Here is a 20,170-nt window from a genome sequence, read left to right on the forward strand (position 1 = left end):
CACAACTATCATAACTAAAAACCGTAAATCGTATCATGGAAAGGAGTGATCCACTCTTTGTTAGTAAATGAGTCTTGTTTGTTGGCCAGATTGGTGGTTGGCTCAATCAGCGGTTTTCCCAAACGACCGTTTAGGGCTACATAGGAATCCACGTAGACTTCCGGGTTGTGGAATCCGTGTTGGATGTAGTAATCCCGAAGAATGTGCGCGTATTGCAACAACATATCGGGTTGGGTAGACATCATTTTTTCCTGCAAAGGCGTCAGGAAGTTCGAATTGTTGACAATGGTTTGATGCCCCGAATTGTCTTTAACAGTAAACTGCGCATAGCCCGTTTTTTCCATTAGCATTACCCGCCACGAGAATCGGTAGCCCTGTTCTGTCCAGAATAACTCGCCCGGATAAAGCAGATACCGGAATGGAAACACGATCTGGACGACAAAGAAAATGGCCAGTAAACCCAGCACGAGTTTGCTCATACCGGGCTGAAACCGATACACACGTTGGGGGCATAGAAAGCTATAGGGGATCGCTAACCAGGCGCCAAATTGTCGGATAAGTGTCTGGTGAAAACTGGCTGAGAAAAAGATCAAAGCAGTCACCATCATGATGTACGGGAACATACCAATGGGAAACAGTAGCGCTGTTAAGCCGTGAAAGATCACAACAGCGGCATAGGCCCAGATTCGGGTTGTGGCGTTCCAAAGCAGGAACGGAATCGACAGATCATACACACAACCAAATACGCTGAACGCGTAGGGAATCCAGGGATAATTGAACAAGGAGCCAATTATAGGCAGGTCATTATGGGCAGGTAGCCAGATCCGTAGGGGTTGCGCATGTACTAGCCAATCGCTGTTGAGTTTGGCCAATCCCGCAAACACATACAGTAGTGCCACGAACAGTTTCAGTGAATCGAGACACCAGGCTGGAATCTGGTCTGCCAGCAAGCTGCGACGGCGATAAGCATCGACAGAAAAGTACGCGTGTGCAGGCAAAAAGATCAGCAGCAAACAAACCATACTCGTGAAATAGTAATGGTTCAGATAGGTGCTTTTGTCGATCAGCTCGATGTAGGTGAAGCTCAGAAACAGGCTACTGATGGCCACACGGTAAAACAAGCCGATGGCTACCAGTAGCGCCGAGAGGCCACAAATCACAAAAAGCAGATACGTATAGTTGCCCAGTGGCTTCACAAATTCGAAGCCGTAGAACGGGAAAAAGTAATGAGGTGTAACGTATAAATCAGCAATCCACCCATTGCTCCAGAAACGAACAATGCTCCCGAAGAGCATCAGTCCGAATAGGATTCTGAAAACAGCTAAGGGAGCTGCGGAGGTGGTCTTGCGAAGATAATTTCGCATTCTTTTGATTTGTTTCAGGTTTCAGGTTTCATGTTCAATGTTGGAGTCGGAATATTAGCCGGTCTGGAACATTGAACATGAAACCTGAAACAATTCTTAGGCTAATCCCCGTCGTTGTCGGTGTAGGTAATCGTGATGCTCATGGCCGAAGTCATATCCACTTTTAGCATCCGAACGGCTTTCTGCATTTCGGTGTAGACCGCCACCATAGCCGTATTGTTGCTCTTAACCTCATCGGCTAGGTTGGCTTTCAGCGCAGCGAGTTTTTGATTGGACGACTCAAACTGGGCGTTGATAATATCGACCAGTGATTTGCCGGTTTGACTGTCTTTGGCACCAATACCGTTCAGGTACGTTTTCAGGCTTGGTCCCTCGGCACCCGTTTTTACATTTTTACCGTTAAAAAAGTCGATAGATGCCTGATGGGCTGTTTTCGCCAGGGTTAGCGATAAATCCTTTTTGTAGTAGGCTTCTACTTTATCGGGAGCCACTGTACCATTGGCCATAGCACCCGACGGAATCCCGAATTTGCCCGACCGGATGTAGCGTTCGTAATTTAGGACAAAGCCATTTACCAGTTTCCCGGTTGAACCGCTGGCCGTCAGCCCTGTGCTGTTGATGAATGTGTCCCGGTAACCGCCCGTAGTCCAGGCAGTATTAACGGTTGTGAATTGGGTATTCATCTGAGTCGTCAGGCGCTTCAGGTAGGCAATTCGCTTGGCAGCATCCGTCGCGGTTGTGTATTTGGCTACAATGGCATCATCGGTAGTGCCAACACCATTGATCATATAATCCAAGGCCGGAAAACCCTGTTTAGGGTAAGAGGCCGGTACATCAAATGAGCCTGAACCAGCGGCAATGTAGTCTTCAATACCGCTAACGCTCGTCGGGTAGATATTGAAGAAATTGCGCAAAGTATACTGTTCAGCCGGGCCAACATCAAACAGCTCAACTTTTTGCCATTCGGTATAGGCATCCGCCCAGGCTTGTCGGAAATCGGTCAGTGTCGTTTTGTCGGGCTTAGCCGCAAACGCATCCGATTTAGCGACCATAGCCTCAAACTTCGTTTTGAAGTTAGCGTAGGCCGGTACAATAATATTGTCGGCAATGTTGGTCAGCATGGCTTTCCGGTCGCTGCTGGCCTGATCGGTTGGATTGGGTGGTGTGGGAGTTGGATTATCGGACCCACCACCTCCGCATGCCCATAATGCCACGATAAACGCGGACATAAAGCCGATCTGTTTCCACCTGAATTGGTTCATGAGACTAAATAGGTACAGAGCGGCACGTAAAATACCGCTCTGTACGAGTTGAATGTATATCCTGATTAAATTTTGGAATTATTCGTCGGCTTCTATTGGGCTTACTGAATACTGAATTTCGTTTTGATGGCTGTTGAAGCCGCATCAATTTTGGCATTGGTCAAACCCCAGAAACCATTGGGAGCACCAATCAGACCGGCAAGAATTGCGTCTGAAAAAGCAGCATCCGCTTTGGCGATGGTTGCGTAACGCAGGCTGTAAATAAAGCCTAGCCCTTCGCCCATAGCGTGTGCACGAGCCGCATCAGTCGTACCGGTTTTCCATTTGCCAAGGTAGCCCAGAGCAGCACCCGCAATGGCTTTTTCCATCGCTTTATGGATAAAGTCTGCCTGTGTTTTCAGGGTAGTCAAGTCGTTGTTAACGATAGCAGCCCGGCCGGTTAACAGCGCCTTATGCACCTTGGTAAAATCTTCCTTATTGTATTCCCATAGGTAAGAACCAATGAAGCTTTCGCCAGACGAGGTGGTAGTGGCTTTGCCACCATAAACTGGATTGGCCGTAATGATGCCGTAGATTTCATCCCAGTTTTGTTCCAGAGCCGTGTATTTCTTACCCGCAACCAGAGTTGTGTTGTCCAGCGCGAGGTTCTTATCGCTGAGCAGAACGTTACCAATGTAATCAACCTGGAAAGCACCGATCAAGCCTTTCTGGATAATCTGTGCCCACTCAATACCTTGCTCATCGACCAGATAGGTGCCTAGTTTACCCGCCTTGCCTTCTGATGCCGTAGCAGTTACAAACTTGCTGGCTGTAGCGATTTTAGGAAAACCAGCTTCAATCGTTGTCCGCTCTTTTTCGGCGTCGGTAGCCGAAAGAGAAGAGGCCGTTACGTTACGCAACTGAACACCTGAGCTATTTAAAGCCGCATTAGCTGTTCCCGAAAAGGGATTGCTTGTGTTCGAAAACATATTTTTCAATACAGTAGCATCCAGCGTAGCGCCTGTACTAACAGCTGTGCCATTATAGGTATTGATCGCCCGGAACATCAACAGACGGTTGGCGCCTGTAGTCAGATCAACGGTTTTAACGCCAGCATCATCAACGAAAAAGTTAGCGTAGGTGGTCGTATCGGTCAGCTTTGCGTAGTCAACAGTTTTTCGGAGTTGGGGACGAACCGTAGTTGGATTCTCTTCGTCTTTACAGGCAGACAGACTGACTGCAAATGCTAGTACCCATACAAATCGAGCGCGTAAGTTTAGCTTTATCATGCTTAAAGAATAATTGAACCGTAATGTCGGGGCAAAATTAAGTGGTATTTAGACTAATTATAAAGTTATGTTAAAAATAAATTAAAAAATTATTAGGATGATGAATGGATTAGTGTGTAAATTGGTTGTAGATAAGTAGTTACCTCTCGATTTAAAGGGCAGGGTCAGCGCACTTTGACGCTCTGAAATTGGATGGCCAATTAATAAATAGCGGAAGGCAAGTAAAATCTTTACCGAAAAAGCCCGTTAAATAAATATTAAATTGGTCGCAACGCCTTGATTAATTACGAGATAAAATAGTATATTTATAGGCTGCTTATCTGAATGTCGTTTCGATTTTATAGCCGACTCAATCAATAAAAATTTGTGAATTCCAACGATTATTGTTGCTTTTGAGTCTCTGTATTATTCCTTGTTGCGCCGTAATCAGTCGGCAATTACTTTTGCTTTATCCGCCGTTAAACCTTCTTACTTTCTGAATCGTCATGACCATACATTCCTTAACCGGCTCCAGGCTACCTAATGCCCCTTCCGTTTGGATCGTTGATGACGATGAAGACGATCAATTGTTTATTCGCTCCGCTTTCAAGGAAACGCATGAGCCTATTCATGTCCGTACGCTGACCGATGGTGATGAATTACTGCCGCAGCTAACGAACTGCGAAGAGTTGCCTTCATTGATTCTGTTAGATATTAATATGAATCGTCAGGATGGCTTCGAGACGCTCAATCAACTTCGGAACGCCCCCAGTTTTGCTCACTTACCCGTTGTGATGCTGACTACATCGTCTGACAAATCTGATTGGCAGCGGAGTTTAGCTTTAGGCGCTAACCAATGTCTCACGAAACCCGCCAGCTATAAACAGTTGGTTCATATGGTGAAAGGGCTAACCGAAGATTGGGCCCTGGCGTAGGGATGCTCTAAATTTTTCATACGTCGTCTGAACCAACTTTACTCAGTATCCGATTTTAAACGTATGTCTTCATCACTACGTTTAGAACTTCGTACGCCCATCAGCGACGATCGCCCGGTGTTTGTATCGGGTAATTTTTGCGACTGGCTTCCCGATTTGGCGCAATTTCAGATGCAGCCTGTTGGGCCAGATCAGTTTGTGTACGAATTTCCTAAAGGGATGGAACTGCCCAAAACGCTGGAATATAAATATACCCGTGGTGGCTGGGATCATGTCGAGCTGAGTGCATCGGGTGAGTCGGTTGGAAACCGAACAGTACCACGTTCTGTCAACTCAAAACGGGAGTATGTACCTCACTGGCGATGGTTCGGGATGCCTTTCAATCCGGCCTTTTTACCTAAAATAGCCCTGCTCGGCGATACGTTCAACGCGCCCAAACTCCTCCAGACACGTCGGGTTCATATCCTGTTGCCGCATGATTATGATCAGACTGAAAAGCGATACCCCGTCTTGTATCTGCATGATGGCCAGAATTTATTTGGTGGCGGAGTGGGCTATGGGAGCTGGGAAATCGACCAGAAAATGGCACTTCTGGCAGCCAGACACCATCACGAAGTTATTCTGATTTCCATTGATCATGCCCATGACGAGCGTATTCGGGAGTTTACGTTTCACCGTACACGGGCTGGTGCAGGCCGAGGCCAATACTATCTGGACTTTATTCGAAAAACCTTAAAACCGCTGGTTGATCAACGGTTTCGAACCTTACCTGATGCAACTCATACGGGTATTGGCGGGAGTTCGTTAGGTGGTCTGATTAGCATTTATGCGGGTCTGATGCACCCTGAAATATTTGGACGATTGATGGTCTTTTCACCTTCACTCTGGATTTCGCCTAAAATCTATTTTGATGCCATTCGTTTCAAGGCGTCAGTGCCGATGAAAATTTATGCCTATGGCGGAGAAAAGGAGTCGCAGTATATGGTGCCGAATATTCAGCGATTCAACGAATCACTCGCCCGCCAGGCGTATGGCGGCAACCCTATCGATATTCATTTGTCTGTTGATCCAACCGGAATCCATCAGGAAGCCCACTGGGGTCGTGAATTCCCGAAAGCGGTAGAGTGGTTGTTTTATTAAAAAATCATATTGATCCTAAAAATCAGCGTTCCATAAATACCTATGAATATTACCCTAAGTACCCAGGCTTCCGGCGCTGGCGATCTGATTATTCCGATTGAACAAACGACTGACCTTTCGAATCAACTGGACAGTATCGCCGAGAAACTGGCGCTACCAGTTTCTGTACTCCAACGCGATTTTAAGGCCGATGCCAAAGAGGTGCTGGTTTTATACAGGGCCGATGGCAACAAAACATATCTGCTTGGTCTGGGGACTGATCCGCAGGAAATCGACTGGCTTCGTGCGTTTCGGAAGTTATTTTTCGAGCAGAAAGCGAAACTGTCGGAACAGCTTAGCATTGATTTAACAACCTTTAGGGCTGAGGTAATCGAGGCCACTGTTCTGGGTGTTCGCTGGGGTGGATACGATCTGAAACTCTATCAGACAGATAAACCGGCAGCTCCTGTTTTCTTTTCCGATGCAGGGCAACTGACACTTTATATCAATATAGATCAGCAGGAACTAGCGAAAGAAGCCCTGAACCGCGCCGAAGCCATTGCGCAAACCCAGCGGCAGATTCTGGACTTGATGAATGCGCCTGCTAATTATAAAATTCCGCAAACATTAGCCGATTGGGCCGTTTCGTCGGGTAGTCAGTATGACTATTCTGTGACAGTGCTTGATAAGGCGGAACTGGAAAAACAGAAGCTAGGCGCTTTGTTGAGTGTTAGCCAGGGAAGCGATGTGCCACCCGTGCTGATCGTAACCGAATATAAACCAGAAGGCATTGCTAATCCTTTAACGGTAGGGTTAGTAGGCAAAGGCGTTACGTTCGATACGGGAGGTGTATCGATCAAAACGTCGTCGAATATGCACCTGATGAAGAGCGATATGGGTGGTGCTGCGGCTGTTTTGGGAACCGTAGAGGTGGTGGCCAAGCTGAAACTGCCGATTCACGTAGTTGGTATTGTGCCATCAACCGAAAACTCAACCGATGGCCGCTCAACCAAACCGGGTGATGTAATTACGGCGTATAACGGAAAAACCATTGAAGTCATTGATACGGACGCCGAAGGGCGCGTGATTCTGGCCGATGGACTTGGCTATATGGTCCGCAATTACCAGCCCGATATCCTGATCGATTTGGCTACACTTACAGGCAATGTTATTGCGGCCTTAGGCTACCACGCGGCTGGCTTATTTACCCAAAATGATGAACTGGCCAGCAAACTTATTGATGCCTCTAACCAAACAGGGGAGCGGTTATGGCGGTTACCACTTTGGGATGCATATCGGGAAGACATCAAATCGGATGTAGCCGATCTGAAAAACTTCAGCGGTAAACCCATTGCCGGATCAATTAGCGCGGCTAAATTTCTGGAGGTGTTTTCGGAAAATCATCCAGCCTGGGCGCACCTGGATATTGCCGGAATGGCGTTCGCTGATACAGAATTTGGTTCGCAGAAAAACGCAACAGGATTTGGCATTCGGTTGTTAATTGCCTATTTACGAGCATTAATTGCGGAGACTTGCTAAGAAAAGTTCGCCTTTTTGTTTTTTGGCCGTAGGTTTAGTAGCTATAATTTGTAGTTTGCCAATGTTAACTACTACCCACACCAGAGGATAGGCACCAGCAAATGACTAACCACAAACTACAACCTAAATCACTATGAGCCAGTTGTCCTTTTTGTGCATAGCCACCTTCCTCAAGGGGCACGATTTCATGAAGGCCTGCAAAGAGTTGGGCAACACCGTCTATCTGTTAACGGATCAGAAATTAGCGAATGAAAACTGGCCTCGTGAGGCTATCGACGAGTTCTTTTTTCTGCCTTCGCCCAGTAACGCTCCCGAAGAGCTGGAAAAAATGATTGTGGGTCTGGCGCATGCGATGCGCTCCCGCAAGATTGACCGGATCGTGGCTCTGGATGACTTCGACGTAGAAAAAGGCGCCCTTATTCGGGAAACATTTCGCATTGATGGAATGGGGCAAACGACGTCTCGATACTTTCGGGATAAACTGGCCATGCGGACGCGGGCTTTTGCTGCTGGAATTCGGGTTCCAGCGTTTAGTTCGTTGTTTCATGACGAGACAGTTACTGCTTTTTTACAGACAACCGAATCGCCCTGGCTCATTAAACCCCGTTCAGAGGCCTCTACAACGGGTATTCGGAAAGTGCATTCGCTGGAAGAAGCCTGGTCGGCTATTCATTTGCTCGGCGATCTTCGGCATCACTACCTGATCGAAGAATTTAAGCCAGGTAAGGTTTATCACGTTGATGCCTTGTCGGTCGATGGAAAAGCGGTTTTCTCGCGGGTAAGTCAATACCTGGCTACGCCTATGGAAGTTGCTCACGGTGGTGGCGTATTTCGTACCGGAACACTGCCGCTGAACACCCCCGAAACGAATGCGCTTCAGCAGATGAACGATCAGGTTTTGGAAGCATTCGGGATGCGTTACAGCGCTTCACATTCCGAATACATTCGGGGAGATCACGATGGCGAATTGTATTTTCTGGAGACGTCTTCCCGAGTAGGTGGTGCGCATATTGCCGAGATGGTTGAAGCCGCATCGGGCGTCAACTTATGGCGAGAGTGGGCCAAACTGGAAATCGCCGTTGCCCGTAAAGAGCACTATGTGCCTCCGGTTGATAAAGAAAATTACGCCGGACTAATTGTATCATTAGCCCGTCAACAATGGCCTGATCTTTCGGTGTTTACCGAACCCGAAATTTTCTGGCGTATCAATCGGGAATACCACGTTGGATTGATTGTCAATTCGCCTGATCGTGATCGAATATTAACGTTATTAGATGAATACATGCATCGGATTTATGCCGAGTTTCATGCTTCGGCTCCCTTGCCTGACAAACCAACGAGCTAGGTAAGGTGGACCTCTGGTCCGCATAGGTAGTTTTTAAGTTTCAACTATGCGGACCAGAGGTCCACCTTACAAGTCTAATTCCTTAAAGTATCTTTCCTGGCTTTTCCCAATGGTACCGACACGCCAAAGGCCCGTGGATCGCTGGGGGGCATTGTTTTTCGTTTTTTGTCGTTCTGCACGGGTGGGATTGGGTTCGCTGGCGTTTGGGCCGTCATACCACCACCCGATATAGGCGTATCAACACCTGGAATGGCTACCTGCTTTACAACAGGTTCCTGAGTAGTGGTTTTTGTGGTATCACTTTGTGCAAAACAAAGAGAGCCAGACAGGCTGGCTACGAAGAAAAATAGGAGCGTACGCATAAGAAAAGATCATTTGTTGAGTAAGCCGACGCCAGCTAAATCACTGGAAACCGGGTATCCTATCAACTATCTTTCATGCGTAAAGTTTCGGCTAAAATCACAATTCATCCACCCGCACAAACTGGTAGCCTTTCCGCTGATAGTCAGTTAAAAACTCGTCCAGGCGATCATAAAGTTTATCCGTTCGCGTGGGGCCAGTACCGATGTGCATCAGCAAGATAAATCCGTTTAATCCCGCTGGCTTTTTTGCTTCATACGTGTGGATTGATTGCAGGATTGTCTCGCTGGTTCGGTAATTCCGATCTTCGGGGGTAGTGTAATCGGCATGACTCAGGGTGCCGGGTGTGTAGTTGATGAGTTGAACCCCCTCGGCCCTGGTCCAGATCGAAATGCTGTCGTTATACCACTCATAAGGCGGTAGAAATAGGCGAGGATTTTTAGATGAATTATTGAAGCGAGCTAGGGCGGAATAGTTCGCCCGTAAGTCGCTCACAAACTCCTTTCGACTGACGAGCAAGCTATCTCGTTTACCCCAATCGCAATATAAGAGATGCTGATCGGAATGGGGACCAAGGTAATTTCCGTCCTGAACCAACTGCTTGATTATCGCGGAGAAGTTTGGATTTCGAATAAAACGACCTGTCAGAAAAAACGAAGCCCGAACGTCGTGCTTGCGTAACGTTCGGGCAATTGTTGAGCCACCATCGGCAAATTCGTCGCCTGTGAAGACGAGTGCGAGTCGCTTGAGCGAGGTATCGCCCCTAATTTTTGCCCCTTTGAAATAGGTTGATTTGGTGTCGCTTGTTGGTAGGTTGAGCTTTTTAACAGGTTTGCTTACTTTTTTAGGGAACGCTTTAGGGCTAAGAGCACTAGGTTTTTCGGCCTGCTTGGCGGCTAATAAGTAAATGAGCGTTGCCGTGCCATCCATTGTTGGCTCGTTGGTGCTGTAATCACCATAATCGTCGTGATAAACGGCCACATTGCTCTGGAAAGCCGCATATTCGTCGGGCTGATAGAGCGTAATGCCAATCAGTTTGCTGTAGATACTACCCCGCACGGGACCATCTACCAGCCCGCCATCAATAGGGTATTGTTTCAGGTGCGTAAAGGCCGAGTGCGGATCGGAGGGGGTATCAGCATTAGCAGGAAGGCCATACACGAAGCTGGTGCCCCAGATGTTACAGCCAAATAACCAGTCGAAATTGGCCTGCTCAAGTGCTTCGTACTGCGTATCATGCGTTAACTGACGGTACCAGAAGCACTGGGTAGCAAAGGAGGTGGTGAGGTTATTGCTGCACCACGTAAAGGGGACACCCCGATAAAACGCATTTTGTTTCGCACGTTGCCAGATGGTTTCGATGCCTTGCTTATAAAAATCAGTAACCGTTTTACGCTGACTGGCAGGAAGTTTTTTTGCCAGTTCTGCATGGCCAACGTTCACAAAGGGGTACCACTGATAATGTCGGGCGGTATCGTTCAGAATCCAGGGTGTAACCGGTTCTTGTCGGGCAAAATCCAGCGCTTTAGTTTGCCATCTAACAGCCTGTTTTCCTGCGGCTTTGGCGGCATTGAGTTGCTCAACAGTGGCCAGCTCCATGTCGTCGGTATAATTGTCTTCTTCGTAGAAATACGGTGCTCGTCCGGGTGCCGTCTGACAGTTTCCCGGTTTGTTCAAACCAAGCTGATAGGCTGATTTCGACCGTTGCCAAAGCTTTTTCGCATAATCGGGCTGACGAGCATGCAGTAGTTGATAACCTAGGGCCATGGCACTACTGACTTTTCCGGCGGTAGAGGCTACACCAGTTGCGCGACTTTTGTACTTAAACATCCCCTGCGGCTGTCCCGACGCGAAGTAAACGGGGCGTTCAAAACCTTTCCCGTAGAAATTATCTTCTTTCGGAATCCGCATACCGGCGTGGTCGCGATCATCACCAAGTTGATTGAAGAGCCAATCCTCTCTGGGGTGCATTTTCAGCAACCAATCCAATCCCCATTGCGCTTCGTCCAGTACGTCGGCTTGTCCGTTACTGCCCGCTAATCCATTTGCCTGATGCTGATCGCTGAACGCCTTCGGGAAATCGCGCTGAGCCGCCAATAGGTGATAAGTTGCGTTGGCAGAGGTAGTTACATATTGCAGGTAGTCGGACGCATCGTGCCACCCACCCGATGCGTCGATATGGGTACTATCGGGCATGGGGCCGTAGAGTGTATAGCCGTCGTGCGTATGACAGGAATCTTTCAGGAATGGGTTGTAGCCACTTCGTTGTTGGCGCATATATCGTAAACAAAAATCGGCAGCTCCATCATAAACGGTTTCGTCAATGCGGAAACTGGGTGAGCGGACGCCGTCGTTTGTTTGCAGGTAATAGCGACCTGGTTTTCGGACAGTTGAAAAATCGAGTCGATAGGTTTGCTGAAACGGCCCATAAGCCCCAAACGTCTTTCCGGCCGGTAATTGCTGGATTACGCGATTTGTCTGCTCATCAATAAGCTGAAACTGCGTCAACGTCTGGTCAGTCAAGCTACCCCAAACCGCTATTTTAGGGCTGCTGGGGCGATAACCCAGGAGGTTAGTGCGGATAACGGCAGTTGGTTGGTGTGATTGGTTCATTTGCAGAGACAAGGCATGCCTTGTCTCTACGTGGGCGGGTGGAACAGCAAATACCGTAATGCTGATTACTAACGCTATGAGTATGGGTAGACGAATGGGCATGGTGTTGGTTGATTGGGCGGCCCTATATCTTTTTCAATAATCCCATCATCATTTCCTCGAAATAGGCACCATTGTAGGGACCAAACCAGTTCATGTCGCGGGTTTCGTAGGTTGGGCGGTTGTAATAGGCGTCCGGTGTGACGTAACCAATGTAGCCGCCGTCGAAGCTGGTAATCATTAGATTAACACCTTTTTGGGTTGCCAATGGCTTGAAGTCGGCAACAAATTCACCTGAGAAATCGCAGGGGGTACCCAGCAGCACAGTTTGGCCAATGCGCAAAGCTTTCAGATCGGATGGGTAGTCGCCGTAGATGGCGTAGAATAACCAGGGACGCACCCGCCAGTTTCCGATTACGCGCGGATGTGGCTCGCGCAAACCCAGCGGTAAGGTAAGAATGGCTAATGCACTGTCGGATTTCGTTTGGATTTGGGGAACAGTTCGCTCGATCCGTAAGGCCAGATCGCCAGCGTAATTCCGGATTTCCTGAAAATCGGTCTTGCCTCGCGCCTGCGGACCTGTGCTGCCAACGGCCCCGGCCATAAACACGGCAAAGTCAGCCGATTTCTTTTCCAGCCGATCTACGAGCGAACCTGGATAATCGCGACTGAGGTATTTCCACATATCATCTTCATACAAGGTCGCGTGGCCAGCAAAGGTGCAGAGCAAGGCCGATTCACCCGTCGATTTTTTCAGCTTTAGCAAGCGAATCATACCATCAAGTGGCCCAGTTGGTCCCGAGCTTCCAATTCGGTTGTAGATGTGGTCGCTGGCATCTGCTTGTCCAAAACCCACCTGAACCGGAGCCATATTGGTTTGCGCATTCCGAATGGCCTGCAGGACTCCATCGGTAATACGGGTCACAATTTTCTCATCGTACCCGCCCGCAATCAGCTGACCAACCAGACCGGGTGCCCAGCCACCAATGCTATTGTGTGAGTGAATAGCGCCCGTATAGACATTCTCCCACCGTAAACCGACTTCTGGTAGGCGTTTTTTGAGTGCTTCCATAACAGTAGGGGGCGTAATGAGGAGGTCTAAACCAATTATGGCGACTTTTGTACTACCGTTATCCAGCACAATAGCCCGAACAAAGATAGAATCGGCAACAACGTGCCAGTGCTTGCCACGGCGGGCTCCATAGCCGCCAGTGGGTGTATCATAGGGAGGAGTGATATTCACTTTTGCCCAACCTGCCTGTAAAGGATCTTTAGCCGGGGTTGGTGCCGAGAGTTGCTCCAGCCGTTGTTTCGTTTGGGTATAGTAGGGCATTTGCTGGTAAGGGGTCTCATCAACCGGCGCCAGACTGACAGCCAGAAAGAGTAGAATAAAAACAACCAGCCCCAGAAGAACTTTGAGAAGAATACGGACGAATTTCATGTACTATCGCTTAGACTGGCGAATTTCGTTAAAAGTAGTTAAGAGTTGTCAGGTGTGGTCAGGAATAGTCAGAGGTTGTCAAGAATGAGTAGGAGATGATGAGGGAATTTTCAGGCCTAACTATCTTTGACCACGCTTGACTACTTTTGACCACACCTGACACCTCTTGACAAAAAAAGGCACCGGAGAAAATCTCCGATGCCTTCCGTCACCCTGCCGGTTTCCCGGCCTCCCTATATTATGATTTGTTAGCTCAGGAATGGCGCTGCTGCGGCCAATACCTGTGTTTTTGTCAGTGGTTCATCAAAAGCACCCCGGAAATTGTCATCCGATATACCCGATACGTTTGGCAGTGTTTTAAGATTCACCGTACCCTGCGTAAAGGTCGTCTGTGTGGCGTCCGAAACCCATCCTTTCATACCCAGCATCCGGCGAATTTCTGACGCGTGTCGAGCTTCAACCGAGTGAATTTGTAAGGCTACTCCCAAAATAGCTTTATCATTGATCAGCGCTGGAGCCTGACCTTTGTAGGCCTGAACACCGGTATCTTCCAGTACACGCGCTGTAGCTAAAAATGTAGCGTAGCTCGTAAATGTCCCGGCTGGATATTTAAACGTTGGTTTCGCTACGGCAGCCGCGCCCAGGGCTGATTTTAACAGCGCTACGTGTGCAGCTTCGTGCTTGCTAATCTGTGTAATGACAGTGGTATCGGTAGAAGGCACCAAACCTGATGTACCCAATCCGGTGCGGTAAAATTCGTCTTCCAGATATTCGAGCGTAAGAGCAAAGTTGGCTACATCGATAGCCGCCTGCGAAGGCGTCGTTGTGCTTTGCGCCAGTGCTTTATTGAGCGTACCCGCAACGATAGCCGGAATACCCGCAGCGATCAGGTTTGAACTAAATTTGAGGAGGTTCCGGCGAGAGTAAAAGCTATAACGATCACTAAATTCGGGATCAACCTTCTCAATATCAGATATTAATTTAAATAAATTCATAGCGTTGTGTCAGGTTTACTTGGGAAGATTGGTGGCCGTAATGGTTGTTTTTACATACTTCTGTGCGATAGGCAACACCGTTGCGGGCGGATTCGATACATCGAGACCCGTAGCAGGAGCCACTACATCATCGCCAGCAAAGTCAGCCGATTTCGGATTGAGTAGATCACGAATGGCTGCTGCATGACGCGCTTCAACCGATACAATCTTTCCGGCTACTGCCAGGTAATCTGAATTTGTAATGAGCGGACCAGCCCCATTATAGGCCGATACCCCAAGATCTTCAAACGCTTTGGCTGTTCCCAAAACACTAGCCCGGTCGGTGAAGTTGATCGATGCAAAATTTGGGGTTAAGCCAGCAATGGCATTCGTGCCTAGAGCCGCTTTCAAAAATTCACGATGAACAATTTCATGATCGCGGATGTCGCTCAATAGCGTTTTTTCGGCATCAGTCATTCCACTGTAGGGCGTAGCAATTACCTGTGTGTAAAAAGCCGCTTCTAACTGCTCCAGCGCATAAGCGTAATTCAAAATCCCGATGTCGCCCGTGCCTAAATCCACAGGTGCCATTACTGTTGTTGGATTTTCTTCATTGCCACAAGCGGCCAACATAGCTCCTCCGGCGGTTAAGGCGCCTGCATAGTAGAGAAATAACCGGCGACCTACTTTAACCGGTTCTAACTGGCCTGGTAGCATGGTAAGGCCCGATTCATTGTCCTGTTTTTTCATAACGTATTCATTAAAAAGCAGCGAAAGAATGCCGTTTCGTATTATTTAGGAACACTTACGACTGCGGATGAAATTTGGATTTGGGCTTTCTATAAAAACAGCATTAAGTGCTAAAAACGGGCTGTTATTGGTGTTTAACATCTTGATGCCAAATTTGTTGGAATCGGTACAAAATGCCTGATAGAAATAGGGTTAGAGGAGTCTACAGTCCGCAAAAATGACCGCTACCTGTTGATTGACAAGGTGGTAAAGCGCTAAGACAAATTAAAAAGGGTTACCTGGAGCGTTTATTGTCGGTGAAGATTGGGAGAAAATCGGTCGCCGATTGTAATTTCGTTACGGCCTAATCAGGGGAGCCCATAACAACCAACGCATCCAACGAATTAATATGAACATTACGCAAGTGCGCGAACACCTCCATCGTCTCATTGATGAAGTAGATGATTTATACGTACTAAATGGCCTTTATCGAACGCTGATTGCCGATAAGCGTCAACGGGAGTCTTACGAAAAAGAACAACTCGAAAAAGCGAAGAAGCAGACTAGAAACGCTGGCTAATCTATTTGGAGATGCCGCTTATCGTCAACGCAATGATAATCGCGTTGAAACCGAACGAAAGCACACCGTGAGCCAGCGCGGTTCGACGCATTCTTTTTGAACTGATCGTTACGTCGGAAACCTGGCTAGTCATGCCAATAACGAACGAAAAGTAGGCGAAGTCTAGGTAGTCAGGTTCGGGCTCATCCGGAAAATTCAAGCCTTTGGGGCGCTTGCTCAATCGGGTATCATTGCCATAATAGAGATGTGCGTAACGGATTGTAAAGACCGTATGCACCAAAATCCAGGCATTTGCAACCGCCAGAATAGGTAGCAGCAGATGCTCTCTTCGATTGTTATCCATCGAATTGAGTAGCGCTACAACCGCGAACAAGCTGGCAACGGCGGCTACAACAACAAAAACCAGAATATAGAGTCGACTTGAATCCTGAAGACGAGACAGTTTTGGTAAATCGCGGGGATGTGCCACCAGCAAAGATGTCCAGGCTAGCCCTAATATCGTCATGGCAAAGGCTACCCAGACAGCCGTGACATGAGCAGGAACATTATAACTCTCCGGAACAATGAAATAGGCGATTCCTGATACAGCCAGGGCAATCATAAGCCGATGGTGCGAATCGAATCGGGAAACGTACTGAATCAATTTATTGATCATGGAAATGCCGGAAAGACAAGCTGGCCGCTAAATAAGTCATCCGTCTGTTGTTGCCCAAATTTACAGGCGCTGAACGAATAGCATAAAGGTGAGCGTAAGCGTATTCGACGAGATTAAAAATAGATTTAGAATTGTGTTGTAAATAGATACAGACCTGAATTGGTCACGCTAGCGACAATAGGGACTTTCTACCTAATATAGGCTTTCTGTATTGTTTCTTTGATGGGGAAAATTCATTGTCTGAAATAAGTTACATAGTGTCATGTATGCCTGTAAGCGCAGTTGGATCAGATTATTAGGTAGTAAATAGCCCTAAATCATAACGACACCTGTCTGAATGGTTTGTGGAATATTCTTGGAAAAATCTGTTTTTTCCAATGATTGTACGGTACAGGAGGGCTTTTTCGAAATTTTCAACCATCTTGCCTTGTCATTTGACGATCTTATAGCCAGAAGTCGTTTTGTTGAGAATCTATGAAAGAGTACATCCGACCCATCAAACGTTTGCTTGTCGCTAACCGGGGCGAAATTGCCATCCGTATCATGCGCGCTGCCACCGAATTGGGCATCACCACCGTTGCTGTTTACACCTATGAAGACCGCTATTCGCTCCACCGCTACAAGGCCGATGAAGCGTATCAGATTGGTCGGGATGAAGATGCGCTGAAACCGTATCTAGACGTCGAGGGTATTATTTTACTGGCTAAACGTCATAAAATCGATGCCATACACCCTGGCTATGGCTTTCTGTCGGAGAACGTAAAGCTGGCCCGACGGTGCCGCGAAGAGGGAATTATCTTCATCGGCCCATCGCCCGAAGCAATGGATGCGCTGGGCGATAAAGTTCGGGCTAAAAATCTGGCTACCAGTGCCGGTGTTCCGCTCATTCCCGATTCTCGGGAAGAGAACATGAGTCCCGAATTTGCCTTGACCGAAGCCCAGCGAATTGGTTTCCCGATCATGGTAAAAGCCGCAGCGGGTGGCGGTGGCCGTGGGATGCGGGTCGTTCGGCAGGCCGAAGAATTTGAAAAAGCCTTTGCTGAAGCCAAAAACGAAGCACGCAATGCGTTTGGTGATGACACGATTTTCCTCGAAAAATTCATCGAAGAGCCCAAGCATATCGAAGTTCAATTGCTTGGTGATCAGCATGGAAACATCGTTCATTTGTATGAGCGGGACTGCTCGGTGCAACGACGTTTCCAGAAGGTTGTCGAAGTAGCGCCATCGTTTGGCCTGAAGCAGGAAACCAAGGATAAACTCTATGCGTACGCGCTTCAACTGGGCCGGGCCGTCGAATACTCCAACGCCGGAACCGTTGAGTTTCTGGTCGATAAAAATGAGAATATCTACTTCATTGAAGTAAACCCACGGATTCAGGTTGAGCATACAATAACAGAAGAAGTAACTGGTATCGATATCGTCAGAACGCAGATTCTGATTGCGATGGGGTACCAGCTTTCCGACAATGGCATTTACATCAATCGGCAGGAAGATATTCCGCTGAACGGCTACGCTATTCAGTGCCGGATTACGACTGAAGATCCGTCGAACGGTTTTAAACCCGATTTTGGCACCATCACCGCCTATAGAAATGCGGCCGGATTTGGTATTCGTTTAGATGAGGGAAGTAGCTATGCGGGCATGAAAATCTCGCCCTACTTCGACTCGATGATTGTGAAAGTTTCGGCGCGGGGACGGACGCTCAAAGGCGCTACCCAACGCCTGATGCGGGCGTTGCAGGAGTTTCGGATTCGGGGCGTTAAAACCAATATTGCTTTTTTACAGAATGTAATTAGCAACCCGATTTTTCAGCGGGGCGAGGCACGGGTATCGTTCATTGAAACGCACCCCGAACTCTTTAACCTTCGTAAACCACAGGACCGGTCAACGCGCGTACTGAACTACCTGGCCGATGTTATTGTAAACGGCAATCCGGAAGTAAAAAAGAAAGACGACAGCAAACTATTCCGCACGCCCATTGTTCCGGCTTTCGATACCTACGGGGCTTACCCAGCCGGGAACCGGGATCGCCTGAAAGAACTAGGCCGCGAGAAGTTTTCGCAGTGGGTGAAAGATCAGAAATGCGTCCTCTATACCGATACGACGTTCCGCGATGGGCACCAGTCGTTGCTGGCAACACGGGTTCGAACCCAGGATTTGCAAAAAGTAGCTGAAGGATTCGCGAAAAACCATCCAGAACTATTCTCGATGGAAGTCTGGGGCGGTGCGACCTTCGATGTCGCTATGCGTTTCCTCTACGAAAGTCCCTGGAAACGATTGGAAGCCCTGCGTGAGGCCATGCCAAACATGCTGTTGCAAATGCTGTTCCGGGGTTCCAACGCGGTTGGTTATTCGGCTTACCCCGATAACCTGATCGAAAAATTCGTTGAGAAATCGTGGGAAACCGGTATCGATGTCTTCCGCATTTTCGATTCGCTCAACTGGGTTGAGGCCATGAAAGTGAGCATTCGGGCTGTTCGTGAGCGTACTGATGCCCTTTGTGAAGCCGCTATTTGTTACACGGGAGATGTTCTATCGCCAAATCAGCACAAATACACGCTCCAGTATTACCTCGACATGGCGCGTCAGCTCGAAGATGAAGGCGCTCATTTGCTGGCCATTAAAGACATGGCTGGTTTGCTGAAACCGCTATCGGCAGAGGTACTGGTCAGGGAGCTGAAAAAAGCCGTGAGTATTCCAATTCACCTGCATACGCACGATACGGCGGGTATTCAGGCGGCTACCTACCTGAAAGCGATTGACTCGGGAGTAGATATTGTCGATTGTGCTTTGGGTGCGTTATCGGGCTTAACGTCACAACCGAACTTCAACTCGGTCGTAGCAATGATGGAAGGACACGAGCGCGAATGCAAAATGAATCTGCCCTCGCTTAACGCCTACTCCAACTATTGGGAAGATGTTCGGGAGTATTACTATCCGTTTGAGTCGGGCATGAAAGCGAGCAGCGCCGAGGTGTATGAAAATGAAATTCCCGGCGGCCAGTATTCGAACTTAAAACCACAGGCTATTGCTACGGGCCTGGGCGATAAATTCGAGACGTTGAAGAAGAATTATTCGGTGGCGAACCAATTGTTTGGCGACATCGTGAAAGTAACACCTTCGTCGAAAGTGGTTGGCGATATGGCGATTTTCATGACAGCCAATAACCTCACCGCCAACGATGTATTGACACGAGGAGACTCTTTATCCTTCCCCGAATCGGTAAAAGAGTTGATGAAGGGAATTTTGGGCCAGCCCGTTGGTGGTTTTCCGGAAGACATCCAGAAGGTTGTGCTGAAAGGAGAAGAACCGATTACAGATCGTCCTAATAAGCACCTGAAACCCATCGACTTCGATGCTGATTTCAAGGAGTTCGAAGCAAAATACCCGCTTTGCGATGGCTTCCTGGATTATCTGTCGTACCAGATGTATCCGAAGGTCTATGACGAATATTATAAAGCGAATGAGCAGTATGGTAACGTTAGCATCATTCCGACACCTGCGTTTTTCTATGGTCTAAAAGAAAACGAAGAAATCCTGATTAACATCGAAGAAGGGAAGAATATCCTGGTTCGGTTATTATTCCGGTCGGAGCCAGACGAGTTCGGTATGCGGACGATCACCTTCGAACTAAACGGCCAGAGCCGGCAGGTGAAGGTGCGTGATAAGGCATCGAAAGTGGAGAAGTCGCATCACGTTAAAGTGAGCAAAGCAGGCGATGTAGGTGCTCCGTTGCAGGGACGACTAACGCGAATTCTGGTGAAAGAAGGAGATACGGTTAAGAAAAACCAACCGCTGTTCGTTATTGAAGCCATGAAAATGGAAAGTATCGTAGCCGCTCAGAAGGCAGGAACAGTTAGTAAAATTGTCCTGAAAGAAAGTACAACAGTTGAACAAGACGACTGTGTATTAGAGCTTGCGTAGTACTACGTTTTAAAACGGTGGATTCATTTGATTCTGATTGCCAG

Annotated in this window: 15 protein-coding genes; 6 read left to right on the forward strand and 9 right to left on the reverse strand. The window is 48.0% G+C overall.

Annotated features, from left to right (window positions below; all coding sequences use genetic code 11):
* Positions 1-14 precede the first annotated feature (14 nt).
* From ACYVGR_RS15535 to ACYVGR_RS15545, 3 genes are all read right to left on the reverse strand, one after another.
* Positions 15-1,364 carry an HTTM domain-containing protein gene (locus tag ACYVGR_RS15535; protein ID WP_460958209.1) on the reverse strand — a complete coding sequence of 450 codons (1,350 nt, stop codon included), beginning with the start codon at positions 1,362-1,364 and terminating at the stop codon, positions 15-17.
* A 101-nt stretch (positions 1,365-1,465) separates the two neighbouring features.
* Positions 1,466-2,626: an imelysin family protein gene (locus tag ACYVGR_RS15540; protein ID WP_460958211.1), complete on the reverse strand. Its 1,161-nt coding sequence runs from the start codon at positions 2,624-2,626 to the stop codon at positions 1,466-1,468.
* Between the two features lie 101 nt (positions 2,627-2,727).
* Entirely contained in the window at positions 2,728-3,894 is a 1,167-nt protein-coding gene (locus ACYVGR_RS15545; protein ID WP_460958213.1) for a DUF4856 domain-containing protein, read from the reverse strand.
* 485 nt (positions 3,895-4,379) lie between these two features.
* Between ACYVGR_RS15545 and ACYVGR_RS15550 the strand changes: the two genes are divergently transcribed.
* The 4 genes from ACYVGR_RS15550 to ACYVGR_RS15565 all read left to right on the forward strand — a co-directional run bounded on the left by ACYVGR_RS15550 (position 4,380) and on the right by ACYVGR_RS15565 (position 8,811).
* Complete coding sequence (locus ACYVGR_RS15550) at positions 4,380-4,808, forward strand: response regulator (protein ID WP_460958215.1); 429 nt, start codon at positions 4,380-4,382, stop codon at positions 4,806-4,808.
* 63 nt (positions 4,809-4,871) lie between these two features.
* Positions 4,872-5,948 (forward strand): alpha/beta hydrolase, encoded by a 1,077-nt coding sequence (locus tag ACYVGR_RS15555; protein WP_460958217.1) that lies wholly within the window; start codon positions 4,872-4,874, stop codon positions 5,946-5,948.
* Between the two features lie 42 nt (positions 5,949-5,990).
* A complete protein-coding gene (locus tag ACYVGR_RS15560; protein WP_460958219.1) occupies positions 5,991-7,466 on the forward strand; it encodes a leucyl aminopeptidase family protein in 1,476 nt (491 codons plus the stop codon).
* A 133-nt stretch (positions 7,467-7,599) separates the two neighbouring features.
* On the forward strand, positions 7,600-8,811 hold the full coding sequence (locus ACYVGR_RS15565) for an ATP-grasp domain-containing protein (protein WP_460958221.1): 1,212 nt from the start codon (positions 7,600-7,602) through the stop codon (positions 8,809-8,811).
* Between the two features lie 74 nt (positions 8,812-8,885).
* On the opposite strand, the gene ACYVGR_RS15570 is transcribed toward ACYVGR_RS15565, so the two are convergent.
* The 5 genes from ACYVGR_RS15570 to ACYVGR_RS15590 all read right to left on the reverse strand — a co-directional run bounded on the left by ACYVGR_RS15570 (position 8,886) and on the right by ACYVGR_RS15590 (position 14,988).
* Positions 8,886-9,173 (reverse strand): hypothetical protein, encoded by a 288-nt coding sequence (locus tag ACYVGR_RS15570; RefSeq protein WP_460958223.1) that lies wholly within the window; start codon positions 9,171-9,173, stop codon positions 8,886-8,888.
* Between the two features lie 97 nt (positions 9,174-9,270).
* On the reverse strand, positions 9,271-11,886 hold the full coding sequence (locus ACYVGR_RS15575; RefSeq protein ID WP_460958225.1) for a glycoside hydrolase family 9 protein: 2,616 nt from the start codon (positions 11,884-11,886) through the stop codon (positions 9,271-9,273).
* A gap of 22 nt (positions 11,887-11,908) precedes the next feature.
* Positions 11,909-13,264 carry a neutral/alkaline non-lysosomal ceramidase N-terminal domain-containing protein gene (locus ACYVGR_RS15580; protein WP_460958227.1) on the reverse strand — a complete coding sequence of 452 codons (1,356 nt, stop codon included), beginning with the start codon at positions 13,262-13,264 and terminating at the stop codon, positions 11,909-11,911.
* A gap of 248 nt (positions 13,265-13,512) precedes the next feature.
* Positions 13,513-14,259: a ferritin-like domain-containing protein gene (locus ACYVGR_RS15585; protein WP_460958229.1), complete on the reverse strand. Its 747-nt coding sequence runs from the start codon at positions 14,257-14,259 to the stop codon at positions 13,513-13,515.
* Between the two features lie 15 nt (positions 14,260-14,274).
* Positions 14,275-14,988 carry a ferritin-like domain-containing protein gene (locus ACYVGR_RS15590; protein WP_460958231.1) on the reverse strand — a complete coding sequence of 238 codons (714 nt, stop codon included), beginning with the start codon at positions 14,986-14,988 and terminating at the stop codon, positions 14,275-14,277.
* 388 nt (positions 14,989-15,376) lie between these two features.
* Here ACYVGR_RS15590 and ACYVGR_RS15595 point away from each other — a divergent pair, with 388 nt between their 5' ends.
* Positions 15,377-15,547, forward strand: a complete 171-nt coding sequence (locus tag ACYVGR_RS15595; protein ID WP_182460556.1) for a hypothetical protein — start codon at positions 15,377-15,379, stop codon at positions 15,545-15,547.
* A gap of 1 nt (position 15,548) precedes the next feature.
* Here the strand turns inward: ACYVGR_RS15595 and ACYVGR_RS15600 are convergent, their stop codons facing one another.
* Positions 15,549-16,202, reverse strand: a complete 654-nt coding sequence (locus tag ACYVGR_RS15600) for a DUF1345 domain-containing protein (protein WP_182460557.1) — start codon at positions 16,200-16,202, stop codon at positions 15,549-15,551.
* 474 nt (positions 16,203-16,676) lie between these two features.
* Between ACYVGR_RS15600 and ACYVGR_RS15605 the strand changes: the two genes are divergently transcribed.
* Positions 16,677-20,126: a pyruvate carboxylase gene (locus ACYVGR_RS15605; RefSeq protein WP_460958234.1), complete on the forward strand. Its 3,450-nt coding sequence runs from the start codon at positions 16,677-16,679 to the stop codon at positions 20,124-20,126.
* Positions 20,127-20,170 lie beyond the last annotated feature (44 nt).

The organism is Spirosoma litoris (assembly GCF_054776755.1).